This window comes from Pseudomonas sp. FG29 (genome assembly GCF_057809355.1).
The window spans coordinates 192189-218924 of the sequence record NZ_JBMDJU010000004.1 but is presented as its reverse complement, the minus strand read 5'-3'; the positions used below and the strand labels follow the sequence as shown (position 1 = coordinate 218924).

The window sequence follows — 26736 nt, the reverse complement described above, 5'->3', positions numbered from 1 at the left end:
GGCGGGCGTCGGAATGAGGAGGTAGAAGTCATGGGCTGGGGTCTTTCGAAGAAGGCAGGTCGCAACGGCAAGGCCAAGGGTGCGGAGGCAGCACCGCTGGCATGTCCGCTGCCGCTGATCAGTGCGCTGGAGCCGCGCATGATGTTCGACGGCGCGGTCGCGGCCACCGTGGCCGATACCGCCGCCACAACGGCGACAGCGGCCCCCACCGCCGATGCGGCCCATGACACCGGCGCGCGCGACAGCAGCCACGCGAGCGCCGACACTAACCACGGCACCCAGGACTTGCAGGCCAGCCCGGTGACCGACGGGCAGAGCGGCGTGCGCAAGGAAATCGTCTTTGTCGATACCCGTGCGCCGAACTACCAGGAACTGCTCAAGGCCGTCTCGCCCAATGCCGAGGTGGTGTTGCTGTCCACCAACAAGGATGGCGTGCAGCAGATCGCCGACGCTCTGGCCGGGCGCACCGGCATCGACGCCATCCACATCATTTCCCACGGCGATTCCGGGGTGCTGCTGCTGGGCAACGGCCCGCTATTCGAAGGCAACCTCGCGCAGTACGCCACCCAGCTTTCCAACATCGGCAAGGCGCTGACCACCGATGGCGACATCCTCCTCTACGGCTGCGAAGTAGGGGCAGGCAGCGAAGGCCAGGCCTTTGTCACCAAACTGGCCGGCATGACCGGGGCGGACATCGCCGCCTCCGACGACAACACCGGCGGCAACGCCAAGGGCGGCGATTGGGATCTGGAGATCGCCACCGGCCAGATCGCGGCCAGCAGCGCCCTGAACCTGTCGCGCCTGGGTGGTTATGACCACCTGCTGGTGACCACGGCGGTGAACAACATCGCCGACCTGAAGAGCGCCATTGCCACGGGCAATACCGACGGCGTCGACGATGTCATCACCCTGACGGGCAACATCACTTTCGCCAGCTTCAACGATGCCATCACCATCAACGTCACCGACGGCCATACCTTGCAGATCGTCGGCGGGGGGTTCGCGCTGGACGGTGCCAACAAGGCCCGGGTGCTGGACGTCACCACCAGCGGCGCCAACTCCAAGGTCGCGCTGGACAACATCACCATCCGTAACGGCCTGGTCGTCGGCAACGGTGCCAATGAGGGTGCCTCCGCTGCGGACAGCCTGGGCGCGGGTATCCGCAACGCGGGCGTACTGACCATTACCAACAGCACCATCACCGGTAACAAGGCATCCGGTGGCGGCGGTGGCGGTGGCGACTTCGGAGGCAACTACGGCGGCGGCGGCGGCGGCGGCGGCGGTTTTGGTACCACCCTCGGTGGTACGGGTGGCAGCAGCACTGATGCGGCTATCCCGTCCACCACACCGTCTTCGGTCACGGGTGGCAATGGCGCCGGCCCCAACAGCAACATGGGTGGGCGTGGCGGTAGCGCTGCGGCGGGGGCGGGTGGCAGCTACACCGGCAATGGATCGAGCATCTCCGGCTACACCGCCGGGGGATCGGGTGGGTTGGCCAACAACGGCAGCACCAGCATTGGTGGCGGCGGCGGCGGTGGCGGCTCATCGGCGGCTGGCGGCAAAGGGGCTGCTGCCACAGGCGGCATCTACAACTCCAGCAGCGGCATCCTGACTATCGTCAACAGCAGCGTGACCAACAACCTCGGTGCGGGTGGCGGTGGTGGGGGCGGGGTTTCCAACGACCAGGCCGCAAACTACAGCCGGGTGGGCAGTGGCGGTGATGGTGGTGCCGGGGTCGGTGCCATCTGGAACGCGGGCGGCACGGTACGGATGGATAGCACCAGCTTCAGCACCCTCGGTACCGGTAACGTGGGCGGTGGCGGTCTGGGCGGCAGGGCGGCCGGAGCCGGCAACGTCGATGGCGCCAACGGCGCGTCCACCTCGACCATCTACACTACCAACGGTGGCACCACAGATACCAACTACAACCCCAACGCCGCGCCCACCCTCGGCAACCTCAACGGCGACAGCGTCGCCTGGGGCGACGTGGGCAATACCGTGCGCATCGATGTGGGCAGCAACGCCAGCCTGGCCGATGCCGAGCTGGGCGCGCTGAACAGTGGCAACGGCAACTGGTCTGGCGCCAGCCTGGTGATCCAGCGCAACGGCACGGCAGTGAGCAGCGACGTGCTGGGTTTCGACACCGTCGGCGCGCTGTTCACCGTCAGCGGCAGCAACCTGCAAGCGAATGGGCAGACCTTCGCAACATTCACCAATACCGGCGGCGTGCTCACCATCAGCTTTACCAGCAGCGGCACCACGGCGACCACCGCCCTAGTCAACGACGTGGCACAGCGCATCACCTACCGCAACGACACGCCGGCCGGTGACGCCAACGTCAAGGTGACGCTCAACGACGGCTCCGGCGGCAGCGCAACGGCGAACGTCACGGTAGCCACGGACTTCATCTACGTCACCAATGCCTCCGATACCGCCACCATCGATGCCAGCAACGGCACGAGCTTCAGCGAGGCCATCGCTATCGCCGCGGCCGACAGCACCGGTTCTCAGACCATCGTCTTCGCTAGCAACCTGGCCGGACAGACGCTCAACCTCAATACCGGCTCTATCAACGAGAGTCTGACCTTCGATATGGATCAGGCCAGCGGCCTGATACTCACCGGCGGCACCCTCACCCTGGGGGGCGGTACTACCCAGACCTTCACCCATGGCGCCGGTGACACTGCCACCATCAGCAACGTCATCACCGGCGGCGGCGCGCTGAACAAAGCAGGTGCCGGTAACCTGACCCTTTCCGGTACAGGCAATACCTTCTCTGGCGGCACCAGCATTTCCGCAGGCACCCTGACGGCCAGCGGCGGCAGCGCCCTGGCCGATAACGGCAGCCTGAGCGTGTCGTCAGGTGCCACCTTGGCACTATCTAGCAACGAGACCATCGGCAACCTCTCCGGCGCGGGTTCGATCAACCTCGGCAGCAGCAGCCTAACCAGCAACCAGACAGCAGACACCACCTTCTCCGGCAATATCAGCGGCACCGGCGGCCTGAATCTCAACCAGATCGGATCCGCCACCTACTCGACGACTCTCTCCGGTACCAACACCTACACCGGCAATACCATCTTGCTGAACTATGGCTGGCTCAAGCTCAATGGCGATGCCTCCTTCTCCGATAACGGCGCTGTGCGGGTCAACGGCAACAGCGTCCTGACGCTGCTCTCGAACCAGACCATCGGCAGCCTGGCGAGCAACAACATCAACGCCAGCATCCAGCTAGGCAGCTATACCCTCTCCGCTGGCGGTGACAATAACTCGACCTCGGCCAGTGGCACGATTTCTGGCACTGGATCACTGGTCAAGCAGGGCAGCGGCACCCTGACCCTGAACGGCAGCAACACCTACAGTGGCACCACCACCGTCTCTGCTGGAACCTTGTCGATCGTGGGTGACGGCAGCCTAGGCAGCGGCGCCGTCAACCTGGCCAGCGGCAGCACACTCAATGTCACAGCTGCCGCCACCATCGACAACGTCATCGTCCTGACTGGCGATAGCAGCATCGGCAACAGCAATGCCGTCACCTTCAGCGGCGCCATCAGCGGTGCCTATGACCTGACGAAAACCGGCAGCGGCACCCTGACCCTGTCAGGCAACAACAGCTACGGCGCCACCTTTGTAAACGCAGGCACACTGTCGATCGCCAACGACGGCAACCTGGGATCGGGGGCGGTGAACCTAGCCGCAGGCACGACACTCGCGCTAACCGGCGCCAGCATCATCGACAACGCCATCGTTCTCGGCGGTGACGCCACGGTCACTGCTGCGGCCAACGCTACGCTTTCCGGCGTGGTCAGCGGTGCCTACGCACTGACCAAGGCAGGCGCCGCGAATCTGACCCTGGATGGCAGCAACACCTATGGCGCGACGACTGTCAGTGCCGGCACGCTCAGCGTCGCCAGCGACAGCAATCTCGGCAGTGGCACGCTGACTCTGGGCGCCGGCACGACCCTGGTGGTGACCAGCGCCACCACCATCGACAACGCCATTGCCCTGAGCGGCAGTGCCACGGTGAACACCGGTGCCGCCACCACCCTGTCTGGCGTGATCAGCGGGAGCAACGACCTGACCAAGACCGGCGCAGCAGCGCTGACCCTGTCCGGCAGCAATACCTATAGCGGCAGCACCAGCATCAGCGCCGGCACCCTGAGCGTCGCCAGCGACGCCAACCTCGGCGCCGGCAGCCTCAACCTGGCCAACGGCACCACCCTGCAGATCACCGGCAACACCACCATCGACAATGCTCTGGTCTTGACCGGCATAGCCACCGTCAATGCTGGTGCCGCCTCTACCCTGTCCGGCATCCTCAGTGGCACGGGCAGCCTGACCAAGACAGGTTCCAGCAGCCTGACCCTGGCGGGCAGCAACACCAACACAGGCACGACTACCGTGTCTGCCGGTACGCTGGTCGTGGATGGCAGCACCAGCAGCGCAACTACGGTGGCCAATGGAGCCACCCTGGCCGGCGGCGGCACCCTGGGTGGCGACGTTATCGTGCAGAACGGCGGCACACTCTCCCCGGGCAACGGCGGTGCCGGCACCCTGAACGTGAATGGCGATCTGACTCTGGATGCAGGCAGCACCCTGGCACTGGACATCAATGGCACCAGCGCTGGCAGCGGCTACGACCAAGTCGTGGTAAACGGCAATGTCGACGTTTCCGGCGCGACACTGACGGTCAACCATGGTTATGCGGCCGGCAATGGCGAGATCTACAAGGTCATCCTCAATGACGCCGCCGATGCCATCACCGGCACCTTCAGTGGCCTCAGCGAGGGCAGCACCTTCAACGCAGCGGGCAATGGCACCCAATTGACCACCAGCTATATCGGCGACACTGGCAATGACCTGACCCTGACCGCCCCCACCGCCCCGATGGTCACCAGCGTCTCCTCCAGCACGGCCAACGGCACCTACAAGATCGGCGACACCATCACCATCAACGTGCAGTTCGACAGCGTGGTCGATGTCACTGGCATCCCGACCCTGACTCTGGAAACCGGCAGTACAGACCGCGTACTCGACTACGTTTCGGGCTCCGGCAGCGATACGCTGAGCTTCAGCTATACCGTACAGGCAGGCGACATCTCGGCTGATCTCGACTACATCTCCACCTCGGCCCTGAGTCTCAATGGCGGCACCATCAAGGATGCCAGCAACCAGTCCGCGCTCCTCGCGCTACCGACTCCGGGTGCAGCCGGTTCTCTGGGGGCCAACAAGGCCCTGGTGATGGATGGTGTGCGCCCTGCAGCCACCAGCATCAGCCTGAGTGACAGCAACCTGAGCATCGGCGAAACGGCCACCGTCACCATCACCTTCAACGAGGCAGTGCTCGGCCTGGACATAGGCGACTTCAACGTAGCCAACGGCACACTCTCCAGCCCCATCAGCAGCAATGGCGGTCAGACCTGGACGGCCACCTTCACCCCGAGCGCCAACATCACTGATGTCAGCAACATCATCACACTCAACAATACAGGTGTGATGGATATGGCCGGCAACATCGGCAGCGGCAGTACGGATTCGGCCAACTATGCCGTCGACACCCAACGCCCCAGCGCGACCATCGTGGTGAGCGACAGTGTGCTCAAGGCCGGGCAGACCACCACCGTCACCATCACCTTCAGCGAGGCCGTGACCGGGCTAGGCATCGGCGACTTCCTGGTCGACAACGGCACCCTCAGCGGGCTCAGCTCCAACGATGGGGGCATCACCTGGACGGCGACCCTGACGCCGAGCGCCAACGTCACCGACACCACCAACCTGGTCACCCTGGATAACACCGGCGTCCAGGATACGGCCGGCAATGCCGGCGCTGGCAGCACCGACTCCAACAACTACGTCATCGACACCCAACTGCCGACCGCCACCATCGTGGTTGCCGACACCGCCCTGAAGGCCGGGCAGACCACCACCGTCACCATCACCTTCAGCGAGGCAGTGACTGGGCTGACCACAGCTGACTTCAGTGTGGCCAACGGCAGCCTCAGCGGGCTCAGCAGCAACGACGGCGGCATCACTTGGACGGCGACCCTGACGCCGGGGGTCAACGTCTCCGACAGCACCAACGTCATCACCCTGAACAACGCTGGCTACACCGACCTGGCGGGCAACGCCGGCTTCGGCACCACGGACTCCAACAACTACATCATCGATAGCGTGCGTCCAACGGCCACGATCACGGTGGCTGACACGGCTTTGTCCATCGGTGAAACCACCACGGTGACCATCACTTTCAACAGGGCGGTCTCGGGGCTGGACATTGCCGATTTCACCGTAGCCAACGGCAGCCTGAGCGGTCTCGGCAGTAGCGATGGCGGATTGACCTGGACGGCAACTTTCACGCCGAGCGCCAACGTTAGCGATGCCACCAACATCATCACGCTGGACAACTCGGGTTATATCGACGCTGTCGGCAACATGGGTACCGGCTCCACCGACTCGGCCAACTACACCGTCGACACCCAGCGCCCCACCGCCACCATCGTGGTCACCGACACCGCGCTGAAGGCCGGACAGACGACCACCGTCACCATCACCTTCAGCGAGGCAGTGACCGGGCTGGGCATCGGCGACTTCCTGGTCGGCAACGGTACCCTAAGCGGGCTCAGTTCCAACGATGGGGGCATCACCTGGACTGCGACCCTCACCCCAAGTGCCAACGTCACCGACACCACCAACCTGGTCACGCTGAATAACACCGGCGTGCAAGACCTGGCCGGCAACGCTGGCACCGGCAGTACCGACTCCAACAACTACGTCATCGACACCCAACTGCCGACCGCCACCATCGTGGTTGCCGACACCGCCCTGAAGGCCGGGCAGACCACCACCGTCACCATCACCTTCAGCGAGGCAGTAACCGGGCTGGGCACGACTGACTTCAGCGTGGCCAACGGCAGCCTCAGCGGGCTCAGCAGCAATGACGGCGGCATCACCTGGACGGCAACCCTGACGCCGGGGGCCAACGTCTCCGACAGCACCAACGTCATCACCCTGAACAACGCTGGCTACACCGACCTGGCGGGCAACGCCGGCTTCGGCACCACGGACTCCAACAACTACATCATCGATAGCCGCGCCCCGACCGTCACCTCCGTCGGCGTGCCGCCCAATGGCACCTATGTGGCGGGCAACAGCCTCGACTTCACGGTGAATTTCGACGAAGCGGTCACGGTCGACACCAGCGGCGGCACGCCGCGCCTGGCGATCACCCTGGACACCGGTGGCGTCGTCTACGCCAACTACCTCAGCGGCTCGGGTGGCACCGCCCTGGTGTTCCGCCTCACCGTCGCCAGTGGCCAGCAGGACAGCAACGGTATCGCCATGGGTGCCAGCCTCGATGCCAACGGCGCCACCCTGCGTGACGGGGCCGGCAACGCCGCCCAGCCCGCGCTCAACAACGTGGGTTCCACCGCAGGCGTCCTGGTGGACACCGCCGCCCCGCAGGTCACCAACATTGCCCTGGACGGTACCTCACCGACCCGCGATACCACTCTCAGCTTCACCGTAACCTTCAGCGAGGACGTCAGCGGTGTCGACCTGGCCGACTTCGCCCTGGCTACTAGCGGCAGCGCCAGCGGGACCCTGCTTTCGCTGGTGCAGGTGGATGCACGCACCTACCGTGTCACCGTCAGCGGTGTCACTGGCCAGGGCACCCTGGGTCTGTCCCTCGCTGCCGCTGCCAGTGGCATCACCGACAATGCCGGCAATGCCATGGCGAACAACTTCGCCACGGTGGGCTACGTGCTCAGCGGGGTCGAGGGTGATCCCGAGTTCCGCGCCAACCCGACACCAGGGATACCGACCACACCTACCACGCCGATCCAGCCCAGCGTACCCAGCGCAGCGCCGTCCAGCACCACCTCGCCGCTGCTGCCGCCGCCGCTGTTCGAACAGCCAACGCTGGGCAGCGGGGTACCTACCGTGGGCAACATTTTCATCAACCAGAACGCTCTGGCGCCTAGCTATATCGCACAGGTCTTCTCCAGTAGCGAAAGCGGTCTCAGCGACGGCGGAGCAAGGGGCTTCCTCGGCTTCGGCGGAGGCGATGGTGGTGTATTCGGTACCAGCAGCTTCTCCAGCATGTTCAGCAAGGATGTGCCACAACAGGACATGCAACTGAAGGTATTCGACGGCAAGCAGTGGCGCGGCGGAGACACCGGCAAGAATGGGGGCGGCCTGACCGGCGCCCCCACGCTAGGCCAGCAACTGCACGCCATGAAAGAAGCCGACATGCGTCCCGTGCGCGAGTTGGCACAGGCCCTCGGGCAGGTGGCGGGGGCTACCAACCGTGGCTGATATGACAAGAAAGGGAAACATCGTGCCGTACCAGGGGGCGGCCGCCAGCATGACTCAGACCTACAAGTTCTTCACTGCCAGCCTTCTGGCCTTGGCCATCAGCGGATGCGCCGTCACTACCAAGCCCATCGATCGCAGTGAGAGCGAGGCCCGTGCACGGGCCGATCTCTCCAGCATGTTCAAGGATCAGGAGTCGCTCAATGCACCTCTAACCCTGAATGAAGCCATGGCGCGTGCTATCAAGTACAACCTCGAAGCGCGCCTCAAGGTGATGGAACATGCCCTGGCCGAGCGGCAGCTGGATCTGGCCACCTTCGACATGCTGCCGCGTATGGCCATGTCTGCCGGTTATACCGGGCGCAACAACGTCAGCGCCTCCAGCAGCCGCAGCATCGAGACCGGCTCCCAGTCTCTGGAACCGTCCACGTCTCAAGACCGCGACCGTAACGTGGCCGACCTCACCTTGGTGTGGAACGTACTCGACTTCGGGGTCAGCTATGTCAGCGCCAAACAGCAGGCTGACCAGCGCCTGATCGTCGAGGAACGCCGGCGCAAGGTCATCCATACCATCACTCAGGACGTGCGCTCTGCTTACTGGCGCGCCGTAGCCGCCGAACGGCTACTCAAGCAGATCGACAGCCTCATGGTTCGGGTCGACAAAGCGCGCGCCGATAGCCTTAACCTGACCACCCAGCGCATTGGCGACCCGATTCAGGCGCTGAGCTACCAGCGCGCCCTGATCGAGGCCACCCGCCAGCTGGAAGAACAGCGTCGTGCACTATCCCTGGCCAAGACCGAGCTGGCCGCGCTGATCAACCTGCCGCTGAACACCGACTTCCAGTTGGCGGCCAACAATGACTACAGCGTGCCAGAACTGAAGGTCGAATTCGCCCAGTTGGAGCAACAGGCCCTGGCCAGCCGCCCGGAACTGCGCGAGCAGGACTATCAGGCACGTATCGGTGCTGCCGAGACCCGCAAGGCCATGCTGCGACTGCTGCCAGGCCTGGAGTTCTCCGCCGGTGGCCACTATGACAGCAACAGCTTCCTGGTGAACCAAAGCTGGGCCGACTATGGCGTGAAGGTCACCTGGAACCTGTTCAACGTACTCTCCGCACCGGCCGCCATCGATGTAGCCAAGGCTGGCCAGGACGTCACTGTGGCGCGTCGTCAGGCGATGTCCATGGCCATTCTGGCTCAGCTCTATGTGGCCAACGCCAACTACGCCGAAGCCCGCCGTCAGTTCCAGACCAGCCAGCAACTGGCCGACCTGGACGGGCAGATCGCCGAACAACTGCGCAACCGCTATAGCACGCAGAGCATCGGTGAACTGGAGCTGATTCAGGGCGAACTCAACACGCTGCAGGCCCAGCTCAAGCGTGACCTGGCCTACGCCGACCTGCGCAATGCCTATAACCAGGTGTTCGTCAGCGCAGGCGTCGATCCACTACCCAACGCCCTGCCAGACACTCAACTGAGTACCCTTGCCAACGCCCTGGCCAGCAGCCAGGAGCGCCTCGAACAGGGCGATATCAGCCCGGCCAAGTAACAGCTACAAAAAAGCCCCACAGGGTCGCAGTAAAGCGATCCTGTGGGGCTTGGCTTTTTCCAGGAACTATCTTGAGGGTAGTTCCGTCAGCGCCTTCGCGAGACGCCAACCACCCACGGCACAAGTCAGCGTGGTGCGACAGGGCGCGGCTTCTTCTTCCCACCGGTGCCCTTGCCAGCCCCCTTCTTCTGCTCCTGCAACTTGGCGAAGGCTGCGGCCTTGGCCTGCTCGCGCTTGTCCCAGGGTTTGCTGCCGTCACTGGCGCGTGGAGGCAGGCCGTTATGCTGGGTGAGTATCTTGCCACCGGCGGCCCCCACCTTCTTGCTGCCAGCCGGCGTCGAGTTCTTGCGCCGCGCGCTCTGATACTCGTCGGTCTGCGGCTGGTAGGTGGGGATCAGGTGGTGCTTGCCGTTGCCGATCAGATCGCTACGGCCCATGCGCTCCAGCGCTTCGCGCAGCAGCGGCCAGCCCTTGGGATCGTGGTAGCGCAGGAAGGCCTTGTGCAGGCGACGCTGCTGCTCGCTCTTGACGATCTCGACGCCATCGCTCTTGTAGGTGACCTTGCGCAGCGGGTTCTTGCCCGAGTGGTACATGGCCGTAGCGGTGGCCATCGGCGACGGGTAGAAGGCCTGCACCTGGTCGGCGCGGAAGCCATTGCGCTTGAGCCACAGGGCGAGGTTCATCATGTCCTCGTCGGTGGTGCCCGGGTGCGCGGCGATGAAGTACGGAATCAGGTACTGCTCCTTGCCCGCCTCCTTCGAGTACTTCTCGAACATCTGCTTGAAGCGGTCGTAGCTGCCGATGCCCGGCTTCATCATCTTGTCCAGCGGGCCACGCTCGGTGTGCTCCGGGGCGATCTTCAGGTAGCCGCCAACGTGGTGGGTGACCAGCTCCTTGACGTACTCCGGCGACTCCACGGCCAGGTCGTAGCGCAGGCCGGAGGCGATCAGGATCTTCTTCACGCCCGGCAGCGCGCGGGCCTTGCGGTACAGTTCGATCAGCGACGAGTGATCGGTGTTGAGGTTCTCGCAGATGCCCGGGAATACGCAGGACGGCTTGCGGCAGTGCTTCTCGATCTCCGGATCCTTGCAGGCGATGCGGTACATGTTGGCGGTCGGCCCGCCGAGGTCGGAGACCACGCCAGTGAAGCCCGGCACCTTGTCACGCATTTCCTCGATCTCGCGGATGATCGACTCGTGCGAACGGTTCTGGATGATGCGGCCCTCGTGCTCGGTGATCGAGCAGAAGGTGCAGCCGCCAAAGCAGCCGCGCATGATGTTCACCGAGAAACGGATCATCTCGTAGGCCGGGATCTTCTCCTTGCCATAGGCCGGATGCGGCACGCGCGCATAGGGCATGCCGAACACGTAATCCATTTCCTCGGTGGTCATCGGGATGGGTGGCGGGTTGAACCACACGTCCACCTCGCCATGCTTCTGCACCAGCGCACGGGCGTTGCCTGGGTTGGTTTCCAGGTGCAGCACGCGGTTGGCGTGGGCGTAGAGCACCGGGTCGTTACGCACCTTCTCGAACGACGGCAGGCGGATCACCGTCTTGTCGCGGGTCATGCGCGGGCTTTCGAGGATCTGCACGACCTTGGCTTCATTCGGGTCTTCGACCGGCCCCTTAGCCTGCTCGATGGCACAAGCTTCCATGTCCTGGGTGTTGACGTAGGGGTTGATGATCTTGTCGACACGGCCGGGGCGATCGATACGGGTCGAGTCGACCTCGAACCAGCCCTCGGGCGTATCACGGCGGACGAATGCAGTACCGCGCACATCGGTGATGGCTTCGACCTTCTCGCCTCGCGACAGGCGCTGGGCGATTTCCACCACGGCACGCTCGGCGTTGCCGTAGAGCAGGATGTCGGCGGTGGCGTCCATCAGGATGGAACGACGCACCTTGTCCTGCCAGTAGTCGTAATGGGCGATACGGCGCAGGGAGGCCTCGATGCCTCCAAGAATCACCGGCACATGGGTGTAGGCTTCCTTGCAACGCTGGCTGTACACCAGGCTGGCGCGATCCGGGCGCTTGCCAGCCAGACCGCCAGGGGTATAAGCGTCGTCGCTGCGGATCTTCTTGTCCGCGGTGTAACGGTTGATCATCGAGTCCATGTTGCCCGCCGCGACGCCGAAGAACAGGTTCGGCTCGCCGAGCTTCATGAAGTCGTCTTTGCTGCGCCAATCCGGCTGGGCAATGATGCCGACGCGAAAGCCCTGGGCTTCGAGCAGGCGACCGATGATCGCCATGCCGAACGAGGGATGATCGACGTAGGCATCACCGGTGACGATGATGATGTCGCAGCTGTCCCAGCCGAGCAGATCCATTTCTTCCCGGCTCATCGGCAGGAAGGGCGCGGGCCCGAAACACTCGGCCCAGTACTTGGGATAGTCGAACAGCGGCTTGGCGGCTTGCATATTTTTTGATCAGCGGGCTATCACGGGGGGGCGCGGATGATAGCACAAATTTTAACCAAACCAGACTAATACGCTGGGTTTATCCGCCCATCAACGCCAGGCAACAGAGCGCTCAAGCCTGCGGCTGCGCATTGTTTCTGGCGGCCACCAGCAGCCCTGGTCGACGACGCAATAGCCCATAAATCAGGCACTTCGCGCACTAGCCATACGCCATATTTGTTTTCGTTCGAGAACAATCCTGTGCATATACTCAAGCATCTGGTGACCCTGTTCAGGATACCTATGCTGCAGCGCCTCATCTTATCCTTCATTGTTCTCCTGGGGCTGGGCGCCACATGCCAGGCCGCGCCCCCCGTAGTGCTGAGCGACGCCAGCAGCGGCATGCCGCTCAACGCGCACATCGAGCTGCTGGAAGATCCTCAAGGCACCCTGACCATCAGCGACATCGAGTCGCCCGAACAACAGGCTCGCTTTCAGCCAGGCAACGGCCGCGCCAGTGTCGGACAGAGCCTGCATCCCTGGTGGATCAAGCTCAGCCTGCAGCGCGCACCCGATGCGCCGTCGAAATGGGAGCTGGAGGTCGGCTCGGTGACCCAGCTCGATCTGCAGCTTTACCTGCCGGACGGTCAGGGTGGCTGGCACCTGCGTCAGGCAGGCGAGCGTGTCGCGTTCAGCGAAAGCCGGGATCATCCCTATCGGCGCATGGTGTTCGATCTGCCCAACCTCGACGAACGCCCCCTGACGCTGTACCTGCGCGCCTTCGATCCCGCCGGTAATTCCTTCCCGCTGCGTATCTGGCAGCTCGACGATCTCACGCAACTGGCGACACACGAAAACCTCGGGCTCGGCGCCATCTACGGCGTGGTCTTCGCCCTGCTGCTGTACAACCTGTTCATCCTCATCTCGCTGCGCGACCGGGCATATTTCTGGTACGTACTGACCACTGCCTTCGCCCTGCTGTTCATCATGAGCATGACCGGCCACGGCGCGCAGTACCTGTGGCCGAACCACCCGGTTCCGGCCTGGATCGACCGCATCACCCTGCCCTCGCTCTGGGGGCTGTTCGCCAGCCGCTTTACCCAGACGCTGCTGCAGACGCGCATCTACGTACGCTGGGCGCACCACCTGCTGAACATGGCCTGCGCCATCTACCTCGCGGCTATCGTGCTCAACCTGTTCGAGCAGCGCTATCTGGCTGCCTGGGCCATCGCCCTGCTGTCATTGACCAGCATTCCGGCGGCACTGGGTAGCGCCGTCATTCGCTGGCGCCAGGGGTTCTTCCCCGCACAGCTGTATCTTTATGGTTACGGGCTGGTGCTGGGCAGCGTTTCCATCCTGCTGCTGCGCACCACTGGCGTGCTGCAACCAGCGCAATGGAATGCCTATGTCTTCCCCTTGGCAGTCGCTGCCGAATCCATCCTTTTCTCCTTCGCCCTCGCCTATCGCATCCAGATGCTCAAGCAGGAGCGCGCGGAAGCCTTGCAGCAGGCCGACCGCGAGAAAACCGCGCGCCTGGCGCAACTGCAGGCGAGTGCCGACGAACTGCAAACGGCAGTAAACCTGCGCACGGCAGAGCTGGCCGCCACCAACGAACAACTGCGCGCCCGCGAATGCGAGCTGCAGCATGCCGCCTTCCATGACCCACTGACCGAGCTACCCAATCGCCGCTATTTGGTGGAGCGCTGCGAATCGGCCCTGGCTCACGCCGAACGGCATCAGGAAAGCGTGGCCTTGCTGCTGATCGATCTGGATCACTTCAAACCGATCAATGACCGCTTCGGCCATGCGGCGGGTGACCTGATGCTGCAGGTCATCGCCAAGCGTCTACGCGAGCATGTGCGTGCAGGTGATGCGGTGGCACGCCTGGGCGGTGACGAGTTCGCCGCACTGATCTGTGGCAGCGACGCCGAAAGCCAGGCGCGGGAGATCGCCCAGCGCCTGCTGGCGGAGCTGTCGGAAGCCGTGCATTTCGGCGCCGAACGCCTGCGCGTGACCATCAGCATCGGTGGCGCACTCTATCCACGCCATGCGCGTCACTTCACCGGCCTGTACAAGGCGGCCGATCAGGCGCTGTATCGGGTCAAGGAACTGGGCCGCTCAGGCTCACGTATCCATGGCGACGATGGCGAACTGAGCGAACAGGCCTGTCTGCAACTGGATGTGCTGAAAGTCCCCAGCGGCCTGGGCAGCCGTACCTAACCGACGTAGCGGCGCGGCACCCGCGCCGTGACCTTGCTCAGCAACTCGTAGCCGATGGTGCCGCAGGCGTTCGCCACCTCGTCCACCGGCAGGTTCGCGCCCCACAGCTCGACGGCACTGCCCACCTGTACGTGCGGCAGATCCGTGACGTCCACCGCCAACATGTCCATGGAAACCCGTCCGGCCAACGACGCCCGCTGGCCATCGACCCACACCGGCGTGCCACTGGGCGCGTGACGCGGATAACCGTCAGCGTAGCCACAGCTGACCGTGGCGATACGCGACGGCCGCTGCGCTACCCATGCGGCGCCGTAACCGACACTCTCGCCATCCGCCACCTCGCGGATGGCGATGACCTGCGCCGCCAGCGTCATCGCAGGCTCAAGCCCCAGATCATGGGCACTCAGATCAGCGAATGGCGTTGCCCCGTAGAGCATGATGCCGGGGCGCAGCCAGTCCATATGGGCCGCCGGAATGGTCAGCACGGCAGCTGAATTGGCCAACGAACGCTGGTTGAAATCGAGATCGAGCAGATCGAGAAAACGCTCGACCTGTAGCTCGGTCAGGGCATGACCACGCTCATCGGCACAAGCGAAATGGCTGATCAGGTTGAGCTCGGCGACCTGACCGGCATCCTGCAGACGCGCATGCCATAGACGCAACTCGGCGGACTCGAAACCCAGACGGTGCATACCCGAATCAAGCTTGAGCCAGACGTTCAGTGGTCGGCATAGCTCGCTGGCAATCAGAACTTCGGCCTGCGCGGCACTCTGCACGACCAGATCCAGTTCGAGCTGGGCAGCAATGGCGTACTCGCTGGCCTCGAAGCAACCTTCGAGCAACAGAATGCGCGCCTCGCCATGCATGGCACGCACCTCTGCCGCCTCCTCCAGACAGGCCACCGCGAAGCCGTCGGCACTGTCGTACAGAGCCGTCACCACCTCACGTACGCCATGCCCGTAGGCATTGGCCTTGACCACCGCAAACGCCTGGCGTCCAGGCGCACAGCGCTTGGCAATGGCGTAATTGTGAGCGATGGCGGAGAGATCGACGATGGCGGCAAGCGGACGCATGGCAGGGGCCTGAAGGAAAAACGGGCGACCATCTTAACCGTTGGCCGCCCGTTTTCATTGATCTGTGCCGCTGCACCGTTGCCGCGAAAAGCGCAGCGCACGTGGACGCGATCTATTCGTCGTCGAACTGATAGCTACCCGGTGCCAGGTTCTCGAAGCGCGAATACTTACCAAGGAAGGCCAGGCGCGCGGTGCCCAGCGGGCCGTTACGCTGCTTGCCGATGATGATTTCGGCCACACCCTTGTACTCGGTCTCCGGGTGGTACACCTCGTCGCGGTAGACGAACAGGATGATGTCGGCGTCCTGCTCGATCGCCCCGGATTCACGCAAGTCGGAGTTGATCGGGCGCTTGTTGGGGCGCTGTTCCAGGCCACGGTTGAGCTGAGACAGGGCAATAACCGGGCAGTTGAACTCCTTGGCCAGGCCCTTGAGCGAGCGCGAGATTTCGGAAATCTCGTTGACCCGGCTGTCGCCGCTGGAGCCGGGAATCTGCATCAGCTGCAGGTAGTCGACCATGATCAGGCCGATCTCACCGTGCTCACGGGCCAGACGCCGCGTACGCGCACGCATCTCGCTCGGCGAGATACCGGCGGTATCGTCGATGAACAGCTTGCGATCATTGAGCAGGTTCACCGCACTGGTCAGACGCGGCCAGTCGTCGTCGTCGAGCTGACCGGCACGTACCTTGGTCTGATCGATGCGCCCCAGCGAGGCGAGCATACGAATGACGATGGACTCCGAGGGCATCTCCAGCGAGTAGACGAGAATCGCCTTGTCGCTGCGCATCAGCGCGTTCTCCACCAGGTTCATGGCAAAGGTGGTCTTACCCATCGACGGACGGCCGGCGACGATGATCATGTCGGCTGGCTGCAGGCCGCTGGTCAGGTTGTCCAGATCATCGAAGCCGGTGGACAGACCGGTGATTGCATCGCCGTTGTTGAACAGCTCGTCGATGCGGTCGATGGCCTTGACCAAAATGTCGTTGATGCCAACCGGCCCACCGGTCTTGGGTCGATCCTCGGCGATCTCGAAGATCTTGCGCTCGGCCTCGTCGAGAATTTCCTCGCCGGTGCGGCCTTCCGGGGCATAGGCGCTGTCGGCGATCTCGTTGCTGATACTGATCAGTTTGCGCAGCGTGGCGCGCTCGCGAATGATCTGTGCGTAGGCCTTGATGTTGGCGACCGAGGGCGTGTTCTTCGCCAGCTCGGCCAGATAAGCCAGCCCCCCCACCTGCGACAACTGCCCTTCCTTGTCCAGCTGTTCGGACAGCGTCACCACATCGAACGGCTCGTTGCGCTCGGCCAGCTTGAAGATTGCGCGAAAGATCAGGCGATGGTCATGACGATAGAAGTCACCATCGGACACCCCGTCCAACACCCGTTCCCAGGCGTTGTTGTCCAGCATCAACCCGCCCAGCACCGCCTGCTCGGCCTCGATGGAGTGCGGCGGCACTTTCAAGGCAGCGGTCTGCAGATCGTATTGCTCGGGGATGCTGATGTCGTTCATAGGCTCGGGGCGAAAAAATACGGCGGTAGAAAAACAACGGGCACGTCACCGCTTGCGCAATGACGTGCCCGATTTTGGCAGACCCGCACCGCAGTGCAAACCTGCCATGACCACTGCGGATTAGGCAGCGACCACGATCACTTTTACAGAGGCTTCAACGTCGGTGTGCAGGTGCAGCGCAACGTCGTACTCGCCGACCAGACGGATGGTACCGTTGGGCAGGCGAACTTCAGCCTTGGCCACTTCAACGCCGGAGGCGGTCAGGGCGTCAGCGATGTCGTGGGTACCGATCGAACCGAACAGCTTGCCTTCATCGCCAGCAACGGCGGTGATGGTGACTTCCAGCTCAGCCAGTTGAGCAGCGCGAGCTTCGGCGGACGCTTTCTTGTCGGCAGCGGCTTTTTCCAGCTCGGCGCGGCGGGCTTCGAACGCAGCTACGTTTTCAGCGGTAGCAGCGGTGGCCTTGCCTTGCGGCAGCAGGAAGTTACGGCCGTAACCGGCTTTAACATTCACTTTATCGCCCAGGTTGCCCAGGTTGGCGATTTTTTCCAGCAGGATGACTTCCATTTGGGTCTTACCTCTTAACTTTTAACCTTCACCGTTCGTGGGGCCGCTCTTGCGAGCAAGCCGACCACGAAAATCAAACAGACTGTCGATAACGGCCAGTAAACAGATCAGGTTCATCGCTACCAGCAGCGCTACATAGAGGCCAATCGACCAGAAGCTGGACAACTGCTTCATGGCGATCAACCCGTGCCCCAGCGCCAGACCAGCCAGCATCAGCGGCAGCATACAGACCAGCGTGACCGCCCAACCCGCATCGCCCAGCAGCGCCGGTGCCAAAAGCACACCTGCCAGCAGAGCGATCGCCAATAGCGCCGGCAGGCGAATCTGGCGGAACTCCTCGCCAAAACCGCCCGGGTTGTACAGCAACGCTTGCCAATACCTCGCAAGAACAAGACCGAGAACGCTGGTACTCAACCAGAAGAACGTCATCATGCCCTGCAAAAACGGCAGCAGCGGTACCCGTTGCATGTTCTGAATCTGCTCGTCGGTCGCCCCGCCTGCAGAGCCGGCGGGCAACTCGGCCAGTGCTTGCTTGAACACCTCGACATAACTCTCGAGGACACCCGCAAACACCGTATTGGCCAGCAGCATGAAGACGATGCCAAGCGGAATGCACGCCATCAGCACGCGAATCCAGGAGGTAGTCGTACGCAATACGTGCGCCAACACCAATGTCCCCAGCATCACCAGCAATACACTCGGCTCGCCGAGGTAGCAGATGTAAAGCGCCGGAAACAATGCCCAGACCAGGATGCCCAATGCATCACTCAGCCCTCTGCGCAGCAATACCAGACTGCTCGCAGCAGCACCGACCCAGAACAACAACGGTAAAACACTCGAACCTGCCACCACGAGGGTGGCCTGCATGCGGCCGCGCATGATGTATTCAGCCAGGGCGCGCATGCGATCTATTCCTTAACGCTTGTCGACTGTCCGATCTCAGCGGCCGTGGCTGTCGGTGTAGGGCAGCAGGGCCAGGAAGCGGGCGCGCTTGATAGCGACGGCCAGCTGACGCTGATAACGAGCCTTGGTACCGGTGATACGGCTGGGAACGATTTTGCCGGTTTCCGAGATGTAGGCTTTCAGAGTGTTGAGATCCTTGAAATCGATCTCTTTCACGTCTTCAGCGGTGAAACGGCAGAATTTACGACGACGGAAGAAACGTGCCATGTGATTGGCTCCTCAATAGATCCGTGGATTACTCGTCAGCGTTGTCGCTGTCGTTGCTGTCGCTGTCATCGCTGTCATTGCTTTCAGCGTTTTCAGGACGTTCACGACGCTCGCGGCGCTCACTGCGGTTTTCTTCGGCCTTCAGCATCTCGGACTGGCCAGTGACAGCCTCGTCGCGACGGATGACCAGGTTACGGATCACGGCGTCGTTGTAGCGGAAGTTGTCTTCCAGCTCGGCCAGGGCCTTGCCGGTGCACTCTACGTTCAGCATGACGTAGTGAGCTTTGTGGACGTTGTTGATGGCGTAAGCCAGCTGACGACGGCCCCAATCTTCCAGGCGGTGAATCTTGCCACCGTCTTCTTCGATCAGCTTGGTGTAACGCTCAACCATGCCGCCGACTTGCTCGCTCTGATCCGGGTGAACCAGAAAGATGATTTCGTAATGACGCATAAATGCTCCTTACGGGTTGTAGCCTGCCAACTTAGGTGGTCAGGCAAGGAGTGGGTTTTTCTCGTGATGAGCTTGCCAGGCGGTAGGCGCGAAAAGGCCTGCCGTCACGGCAAGGGGCGCCATTCTAGAGAAGCCCCCTGCCGCACGCAAGGTGGATTGGTGAATATTTGAACAGAAGCTGCAAGGGGGTGGCCGCTCCCTGCAAGCTGCAAGCGAATCAGTGCGCTTGCAGCTTCGGGCTTTTACTTGCAGCGTGAGACTATGCCTGGCGGCTGCGTCTCTGGCGCACCGCCTCGAACAGGCAGACACCGGTCGCAACCGAGACGTTGAGGCTACTGACACTGCCGGCCATGGGCAGCTTGACCAGATAATCGCAGTGCTCGCGGGTCAAGCGGCGCATGCCCTTGCCCTCGGCGCCCATGATCAGCACCGTTGGCCCGGTCATGTCCTGCTGATACACCTCCTGCTCGGCCTCGCCGGCCGTACCCACCACCCACAGGCCGCGCTGCTGCAGCTTCTCCAGACTGCGCGCCAGGTTGGTCACCGCCACCAGCGGAATCACCTCCGCGGCACCGCAGGCCACCTTGCGCACCGTGGCGTTGAGTGTGGCCGATTTGTCCTTGGGGATGATCACAGCCAATGCACCGGCTGCATCTGCCGTACGCAGGCAAGCCCCCAGGTTGTGCGGATCGGTCACACCGTCGAGCACCAACAGCAAAGGCGGGCCTTCGCAGCGATCGAGCAACTCCTCGAGCATCGCCTCGCCCCAGACCTGACTGGGGCTGACATCGGCAACCACGCCCTGGTGCACGCCCTCGACCCAGGCATCCATCTCACGGCGCTCGCACTGCCCCACCTTAACGCGAGATTGCGCAGCCAGCTCCAGCAAGGGCTGCACCCGAGGATCACTGCGGCCATCGGCCAGCCAGACCTGCTTCACCCGCTTGGGGTGATGACGCAACAGGGCTTCTACGGCATGTACGCCGTAGATCTTTTCCAGATCACTCATGACTTGGCCTTACGCTTGCGCGGCTTGCTGGCAGATGACGGGGCACTGTCGCCACGCCCGGATCCCTTGCGCGAAGTGCTGCTCGGCTTGCTAGCCGACTTGCCGCCAGCCCCCTTGCCTGCCTTGGCGCCAGCCAACAGCGCCTTCTTCACGTCCCGGCTCTTCTGCACGTCGGTATTACCCATGCCACTCGACTTGCCACCGCGACGCGCCTCATCGCCCTTGCCGGCCTTGGTCTGGCTCAGCTCGAAATCGATCTTGCGCTCGTCCAGATCGACGCGCATCACCTTGACCTCGACACTGTCGCCGAGACGGAAGTTGCGGCCGCTACGCTCACCGGACAGGCGATGGTGAACCGGATCGAAGTGGTAATAGTCGGCCGGCAGCGCGGTAACGTGCACCAGCCCTTCCACGTAGATATCGCGCAGCTCGACGAAGATACCGAAGCCGGTCACAGCGGTGATCACGCCGGCGAAGGTTTCACCGACACGATCCTGCATGAACTCGCACTTGAGCCAGTTGACCACGTCACGGGTCGCCTCGTCGGCACGGCGCTCGGTCATCGAGCATTGCTCGCCGAGCTTCTCCAGGGCCGCCTCATCGTATGGATAGATACGCGCCTTGGGCATGACCGCCGCGCCCGCGCGCTCCACATGCTTGGTTTCACGCTTGGAACGCACCACGCTGCGAATGGCGCGGTGCACCAGCAGATCGGGGTAGCGACGGATCGGCGAGGTGAAGTGGGTATAGGCCTCGTAGTTGAGGCCGAAGTGTCCTTCGTTCTGCGCGCTGTATACCGCCTGACTGAGCGAGCGCAGCATCACGGTCTGAATCAGGTGATAGTCCGGACGCTCGCGGATGCTTTCCAACAGGCGCTGGTAGTCCTTGGGCGACGGACCGTCCTTGGACTTGCCACGCTGCAGCGAAAGCCCCAGCTCGCCAAGGAAAGCCTTGAGCTTCTCCAGGCGCTCCGGCGGTGGGCCATCATGCACGCGGTACAGCGACGGAATATCGTGATCCTGCATGAAGCGCGCGGTGGCCACGTTGGCCGCCAGCATGCATTCCTCGATCAACTTGTGCGCATCGTTGCGCTGGGTCGGACGGATCTCGTCGATCTTGCGGTCGGTGCCGAAGACGATACGGGTTTCCTGCGTTTCGAAGTCGATCGCACCGCGCTCGTGACGCGCCGCAACCAGCACCTGGTACAGCGCATAGAGCTGGTTGAGATGCGGCAGCACGTCCTTGTACTCGCTGCGCAGAGCCTTGCCCTCGCTGCTCTTGGCATCCTCCAGCATCAGGCTGACCTTGTTGTAGGTCAGGCGCGCGTGGGAATGGATCACCGCCTCGTAGAACTTGTAGTCGACCATCTGGCCGCTCTTGGACATGGTCATCTCGCAGACCATGGCCAGGCGATCGACATGCGGGTTGAGCGAGCACAGGCCGTTGGACAGCTCCTCCGGCAGCATCGGCACGACGCGCTCGGGGAAGTACACCGAGTTGCCACGCTCGACCGCCTCGGCATCCAGCGCCGAACCAACCTTGACGTAATGCGACACGTCGGCGATGGCTACGTAGAGCTTCCAGCCGCCAGAGAACAGCTTCCAGCGGCTGCTGTTCTTCTCGCAGTACACGGCATCGTCAAAGTCACGCGCATCCTCACCGTCGATGGTGACGAAGGGCAGGTGACGCAAGTCGACGCGCTTCTCCTTGTCCTTCTCTTCCACCTCGGGCTTGAGCTTGCGCGCTTCCTTGACCACGGCCTCAGGCCAGACGTGCGGGATGTCGTAGCTGCGCAGCGCCACGTCGATCTCCATGCCCGGCGCCATATAGTTGCCGATCACCTCGACGATATCGCCCTGCGGCTGGAAGCGCTGAGTCGGCCAGTGGGTGATCTTGATCTCGACGAACTGACCGATACGCGCACCTGCAGTGCGCCCCGGGGTGACCAGCACTTCCTGCTGGATCTTGGGATTGTCGGGGATGACGAAACCGATACCGTTTTCTTCGTAGTAGCGACCCACGATGCTCTCGTGAGCACGCTCGATCACCTCGACGATGCCGCCTTCACGACGACCACGGCGGTCGAAGCCTGCCACGCGCACCAGGGCGCGGTCGCGATCGAATACCAGGCGCATCTGCGCCGGGCTGAGGAACAGATCGTCACTGCCATCGTCCGGCACCAGAAAACCGAAGCCATCGCGGTGACCGCTGATGCGCCCGCAGATCAGATCGAGCTTGTCCACCGGCGCGTAGGTGCCGCGGCGGGTATAGATGAGTTGGCCGTCGCGCTCCATGGCGCGCAGACGGCGGCGCAGCGCTTCGAGCTGGTCTTCGGTGTCGAGACCGAACTCTTCGACCAGTTGCTCACGGCTGGCAGGCGAACCACGCTCGGCCAGATGGGCCAGGATCAGTTCGCGACTGGGGATGGGGTTGTCGTATTTTTCCGCCTCGCGGGCGGCCTCGGGATCGAGGGATTGCCAATCGGCCATGTAGGAAGGATTACCTATGCTTATGTATAAAGGTGTATGCCATTTGCCTATTGAAGCGCGAAAACGCCATTCGCGGCAGCTTTTCCGGCGACAATAATTTTTTTGCGGTCAGGGGTTTACAAGGTAAATGCCCGCCCGTATAGTTCGCGCCCACAGCGTCGAGCAGACGTTGTAACACGAAGCAGATGATGATTCATCGGTTTCTGTGCCCAGGTGGCGGAATTGGTAGACGCGCTGGTTTCAGGTATCAGTGACTTAACGGTCGTGGAAGTTCGAGTCTTCTCCTGGGCACCAAATTCGTGAAGTGGATTGATAACCCATTTTGCAAATAACGGATGCAACGCTCCGTGTCGGTAACGACGAACATTGCTGCAGTGCCCAGGTGGCGGAATTGGTAGACGCGCTGGTTTCAGGTATCAGTGGCTTAACGGCCGTGGAAGTTCGAGTCTTCTCCTGGGCACCAAATTTCAAAAAACCGAGTCGAATGGCTCGGTTTTTTATTGCCTGAGAAAAAGCAGCGACAGACTGGCAACACGGGGCGACAGGCTGTTCGCTCCTGCCTGCCGCCCGCAGCCTGCTGCCGTTTCAGACCCTGAACTGTCCCAGACTCGCCTTCAGTTGCGCCGCCAGCTCATCCAGTGCGCGCGCGTTACCGGCAATCGCTGCCACGGCTTCGGCCGCATGCTGCGCTTCGGCGTGAATGACCTCGACACGCCCACGCACCGCCCCCGCCCCTTCTGCCTGATGAGCCGCCGCCTGAGTCGCAGCATTGATGGCGCCATGCACGTCATCCACCGACTGCTGCACCGACTGCTGCAGACGAGCACTGTCGCGCAGCACCTCAAGCCCATCGCTGCCCTGCTCGCCCGCCTGAGCAATCGCGGCCACCGCCTCCTGCGCCCCACGCTGCAGCGCGACGATGTGGGTCTGGATATCGCCGGTCGACTGCTGCGTCTTGCTCGCCAGGGCGCGCACCTCATCCGCCACCACGGCAAAGCCGCGACCGCTTTCGCCGGCACGCGCCGCTTCGATGGCGGCATTGAGGGCCAACAGATTGGTCTGTTCGGCGATGGATTGAATCACCGTCAGCACCACTTCGATCTGCTCACTCTGCTTGGCCAGACGCTCGATCACTGCCGAGCCGTCCGCGACCCGCGCCACCAGCCCCTCGATCAGCGAAGACAGGCGCTGAGCAATAGCGCCGTTCTCGCGCGCCGCAGCACGAATCGTCTCCACACGCTGCAGCGCTTCCTGCATCGCCTGACTCTCGGCCTGTGCTTCATCGGCCATCCGCTCCAGCGCCTGCAGGCATCCCGCCACTTCGTCACGCTGACGACCAGCCGCCGACTCGGCAGCGCCGCCGCGCTGGGTCAGGCTGCGAATCTGTTCGCCGGTACGCAGCGCCACTTCGCCCGATTCGCGCACGATGGGCTGCAGCTTGTCCATGAAGCGGTTGACCGCACTTGCCATCTCCCCCACTTCGTCCTGACTGTGAATCTCTACACGCCGGGTCAGGTCACCTTCACCGGCGGCAAGGTCATTGAGCGCATCACTGAGCAGACGCAAACGACTCAGCACCCGCCAGCCCAGCACGAGCGCCACTACCACGAGCGCCAACAAGCCAACCAGGAGCAGACCCAGCGCGATATTCCAGCGCAAGCCGTCCGCCGCCTCGCGCACCGACTCCCCACCGTTACGCGCCATCTCCTGGGTGTAACGCTCAGCCGATTGCAGGCGCTCACGCAGGGTTCGCGTGGCCTCCTCCGAAGCGCCCGAGAGGCTGCTGTCGACCAGCTTGCCAGCGCCATCGACCAGTGTATTGAAACGGCCATCGAGCGCCTGCAGCTCACGCTCGACCACGTCGAGCGACAGCCCCATCTGAATCTTGCCGATGGACGCCCCCATCGGATTGATGTCCGCCTCGACGATGTAGACGTTCGGGCTATGCGAGGCGGCATCGACCAGCTTATCGAGCGGCGAATCCCCCTGCCCAGTGGCAATCAGCGCGCGCACCTGCTCATTGCTGCGATTGAAGTTGCGCGTCAAACGCTTGCCCTCGGCATCGTAGATGACGGCGAAGAGCACAGCTGGGTCCTGCTGTGCGATGCGGGTCAGGGCAGTCAATGCCGGGATATCGAGATCCCAGATCGACTTGGGCGCAACCCCGGCCAACAGTTGTGCGAGGGACTGACCCGACTGTTTGAGACTGCCCTCCAGCACGCTGCGCAATTGCGCCTGCTCACCCTTGAGCTGAGTCGTGAGCCCTTCAGCCAGACGCGAGCGAGTGTTTTGCGAAAGCGCGGCGAGCCCCTGACTCATCTCCTGCTGTGCGACGTTCAACTCCTGTCCCAGACGCAGGCTTTCGCCTCCCAGGCGCTGGGCAAGATCCTCGACCATGTCGTTCACCGAGGCGCGCATCAACCACACCGCCAACCCCACCTGCACCAGCATGGCCAGGCCGAGCGCAATGAACACCGGACGCAACAGACGACTGCGTAACATCGAGATAATGGCGAACACTGGCGACTCTCCTCACGAACCTGATCGCTATAACGGCAACTTTGACGATTTATTGAGCGCACGCAAGCTTCATGCCCGTTATTCGGAAACAAAAAGACCGCCCGGAGGCGGTCTTTTGGCGGATCGAGCGTTCTCGATCAGGCGAACGGATGACGCAGGACGATGGTCTCGTTGCGATCCGGGCCGGTGGAAATGATGTCGATCGGTGCACCCACCAGCTCTTCCACACGCTTGATGTAGGCGCGGGCAGCAGCCGGCAGCTCTTCCAGGCTCTTGGCACCCAGGGTGGACTCGCTCCAGCCCGGCATTTCCTCATACACCGGCTGCAGACCGATATAGCTGTCGGCATCGGTCGGCGCATCGACCAGCACCTGGCCGTTGGCATCCTTGTAACCGGTGCAGATGCGGATGGTTTCCAGACCGTCGAGCACGTCCAGTTTGGTCAGGCACAGACCGGAGATGCTGTTGATCTCGATTGCGCGACGCAGGATCACGGCATCGAACCAGCCGCAACGACGAGCACGACCGGTGGTGGCACCGAACTCGTGACCGCGCTTGGCAAGGAAGGCACCGACGTCGTCGAACAGCTCGGTCGGGAACGGACCGGAACCGACACGAGTGGTGTAGGCCTTGGTGATGCCAAGGATGTAGTCCAGGTACAGCGGGCCAAAACCGGAGCCAGTGGCGATGCCGCCAGCAGTGGTGTTGGAGCTGGTGACGTAGGGGTAGGTACCGTGGTCGATGTCCAGCAGGGAGCCCTGAGCACCTTCGAACATGATGTCCTTGCCTTCACGACGCAGATCATGCAGCACGGCTGTCACGTCAGCCATCATCGGCTTGAGCAGTTCGGCGTACTCCATGCACTCATCCAGGGTTTTCTGGAAGTCGATGGCCGGCTCTTTGTAGAAATTGACCAGCTGGAAGTTGTGGTAGTCCAGCAACTCACCCAGCTTGGCGGCGAAACGCTCACGGTGGAACAGGTCACCGACGCGCAGACCGCGACGCGCGACCTTGTCTTCGTAAGCCGGGCCGATACCGCGACCGGTGGTACCGATCTTGGCGTCGCCACGCGCCTTCTCGCGCGCCTGATCCAGCGCCACGTGGTAGGACAGAATCAGCGGGCAGGCCGGGCTGATGCGCAGGCGCTCGCGCACCGGCACACCCTTCTCTTCCAGCTTGGTGATTTCACGCATCAGGGCATCGGGGGCGACGACCACACCATTGCCGATCAGGCACTCGACGCCTTCACGCAGGATGCCGGACGGAATCAGGTGCAGGACGGTTTTCTCACCGTCGATCACCAGGGTATGGCCAGCATTGTGGCCGCCCTGATAACGCACGACTGCTGCGGCCTGCTCGGTGAGCAGGTCGACGATCTTGCCCTTGCCCTCATCACCCCACTGGGTGCCCAGGACGACGACATTCTTACCCATAAACTTGTCCTCTTCGCGCAAGCTTCGATGCCGGCTACGGGC

At 62.8% G+C, this 26736-nt stretch carries 14 protein-coding genes, 2 tRNA genes and 1 pseudogene; 5 read left to right on the top strand and 12 right to left on the bottom strand.

All coding sequences use genetic code 11. The features are described from left to right. Window positions 1-30: 30 nt before the first annotated feature. Both ACODS1_RS07580 and ACODS1_RS07575 read left to right on the top strand, forming a co-directional pair. Window positions 31-8313: an Ig-like domain-containing protein gene (locus tag ACODS1_RS07580; protein WP_489085141.1), complete on the top strand. Its 8283-nt coding sequence runs from the start codon at window positions 31-33 to the stop codon at window positions 8311-8313. Window positions 8314-8362: 49 nt separating this feature from the next. After that, window positions 8363-9859 carry a TolC family protein gene (locus ACODS1_RS07575; RefSeq protein WP_489085140.1) on the top strand — a complete coding sequence of 499 codons (1497 nt, stop codon included), beginning with the start codon at window positions 8363-8365 and terminating at the stop codon, window positions 9857-9859. Window positions 9860-9984: 125 nt separating this feature from the next. On the opposite strand, the gene ACODS1_RS07570 is transcribed toward ACODS1_RS07575, so the two are convergent. Then, window positions 9985-12276: a YgiQ family radical SAM protein gene (locus ACODS1_RS07570; protein ID WP_489085139.1), complete on the bottom strand. Its 2292-nt coding sequence runs from the start codon at window positions 12274-12276 to the stop codon at window positions 9985-9987. A 282-nt stretch (window positions 12277-12558) separates the two neighbouring features. On the opposite strand from ACODS1_RS07570, the gene ACODS1_RS07565 reads away from it, so the two are divergent. Further along, window positions 12559-14475 carry a diguanylate cyclase domain-containing protein gene (locus ACODS1_RS07565; protein WP_489085138.1) on the top strand — a complete coding sequence of 639 codons (1917 nt, stop codon included), beginning with the start codon at window positions 12559-12561 and terminating at the stop codon, window positions 14473-14475. Here ACODS1_RS07565 and alr read toward each other — a convergent pair. The 8 genes from alr to rnr all read right to left on the bottom strand — a co-directional run bounded on the left by alr (window position 14472) and on the right by rnr (window position 22741). After that, the gene (gene alr, locus ACODS1_RS07560; RefSeq protein ID WP_489085137.1) at window positions 14472-15548 is read right to left on the bottom strand and encodes an alanine racemase; all 1077 of its coding nucleotides are present in this window, start codon (window positions 15546-15548) and stop codon (window positions 14472-14474) included. The genes ACODS1_RS07565 and alr overlap by 4 nt on opposite strands. Before the next feature lie 112 nt (window positions 15549-15660). Next, window positions 15661-17055, bottom strand: a complete 1395-nt coding sequence (gene dnaB / locus ACODS1_RS07555; RefSeq protein ID WP_322979751.1) for a replicative DNA helicase — start codon at window positions 17053-17055, stop codon at window positions 15661-15663. 120 nt (window positions 17056-17175) lie between these two features. Next, entirely contained in the window at window positions 17176-17622 is a 447-nt protein-coding gene (rplI, locus tag ACODS1_RS07550) for a 50S ribosomal protein L9 (protein ID WP_322979752.1), read from the bottom strand. Window positions 17623-17643: 21 nt separating this feature from the next. After that, window positions 17644-18525 carry a hypothetical protein gene (locus tag ACODS1_RS07545; protein WP_489085136.1) on the bottom strand — a complete coding sequence of 294 codons (882 nt, stop codon included), beginning with the start codon at window positions 18523-18525 and terminating at the stop codon, window positions 17644-17646. Between the two features lie 36 nt (window positions 18526-18561). Beyond that, the gene (gene rpsR, locus ACODS1_RS07540) at window positions 18562-18792 is read right to left on the bottom strand and encodes a 30S ribosomal protein S18 (protein WP_159970162.1); all 231 of its coding nucleotides are present in this window, start codon (window positions 18790-18792) and stop codon (window positions 18562-18564) included. Window positions 18793-18820: 28 nt separating this feature from the next. Beyond that, a complete protein-coding gene (rpsF, locus tag ACODS1_RS07535) occupies window positions 18821-19243 on the bottom strand; it encodes a 30S ribosomal protein S6 (protein ID WP_159970161.1) in 423 nt (140 codons plus the stop codon). 259 nt (window positions 19244-19502) lie between these two features. Continuing rightward, on the bottom strand, window positions 19503-20252 hold the full coding sequence (gene rlmB, locus ACODS1_RS07530; RefSeq protein WP_322979754.1) for a 23S rRNA (guanosine(2251)-2'-O)-methyltransferase RlmB: 750 nt from the start codon (window positions 20250-20252) through the stop codon (window positions 19503-19505). Next, a complete protein-coding gene (gene rnr / locus ACODS1_RS07525) occupies window positions 20249-22741 on the bottom strand; it encodes a ribonuclease R (RefSeq protein ID WP_322979755.1) in 2493 nt (830 codons plus the stop codon). The genes rlmB and rnr overlap by 4 nt, the downstream gene beginning before the upstream one ends. A 207-nt stretch (window positions 22742-22948) precedes the next feature. On the opposite strand from rnr, the gene ACODS1_RS07520 reads away from it, so the two are divergent. Together ACODS1_RS07520 and ACODS1_RS07515 are read left to right on the top strand one after the other, a co-directional pair. Next, window positions 22949-23035, top strand: a tRNA-Leu gene (locus tag ACODS1_RS07520). An 82-nt stretch (window positions 23036-23117) separates the two neighbouring features. Beyond that, window positions 23118-23204 (top strand) — tRNA-Leu (locus ACODS1_RS07515). Window positions 23205-23326: 122 nt separating this feature from the next. Here the strand turns inward: ACODS1_RS07515 and ACODS1_RS07510 are convergent. The 3 genes and pseudogenes from ACODS1_RS07510 to ACODS1_RS07500 form a co-directional block, all read right to left on the bottom strand. Then, entirely contained in the window at window positions 23327-24187 is an 861-nt protein-coding gene (locus ACODS1_RS07510) for a methyl-accepting chemotaxis protein (RefSeq protein WP_489085184.1), read from the bottom strand. Further along, window positions 24185-24445: pseudogene (locus tag ACODS1_RS07505) on the bottom strand (HAMP domain-containing protein); the annotation flags it as partial. The pseudogene ACODS1_RS07505 and the gene ACODS1_RS07510, both read right to left, overlap by 3 nt. Before the next feature lie 953 nt (window positions 24446-25398). After that, on the bottom strand, window positions 25399-26694 hold the full coding sequence (locus tag ACODS1_RS07500; RefSeq protein ID WP_322979757.1) for an adenylosuccinate synthase: 1296 nt from the start codon (window positions 26692-26694) through the stop codon (window positions 25399-25401). Window positions 26695-26736: the final 42 nt, after the last annotated feature.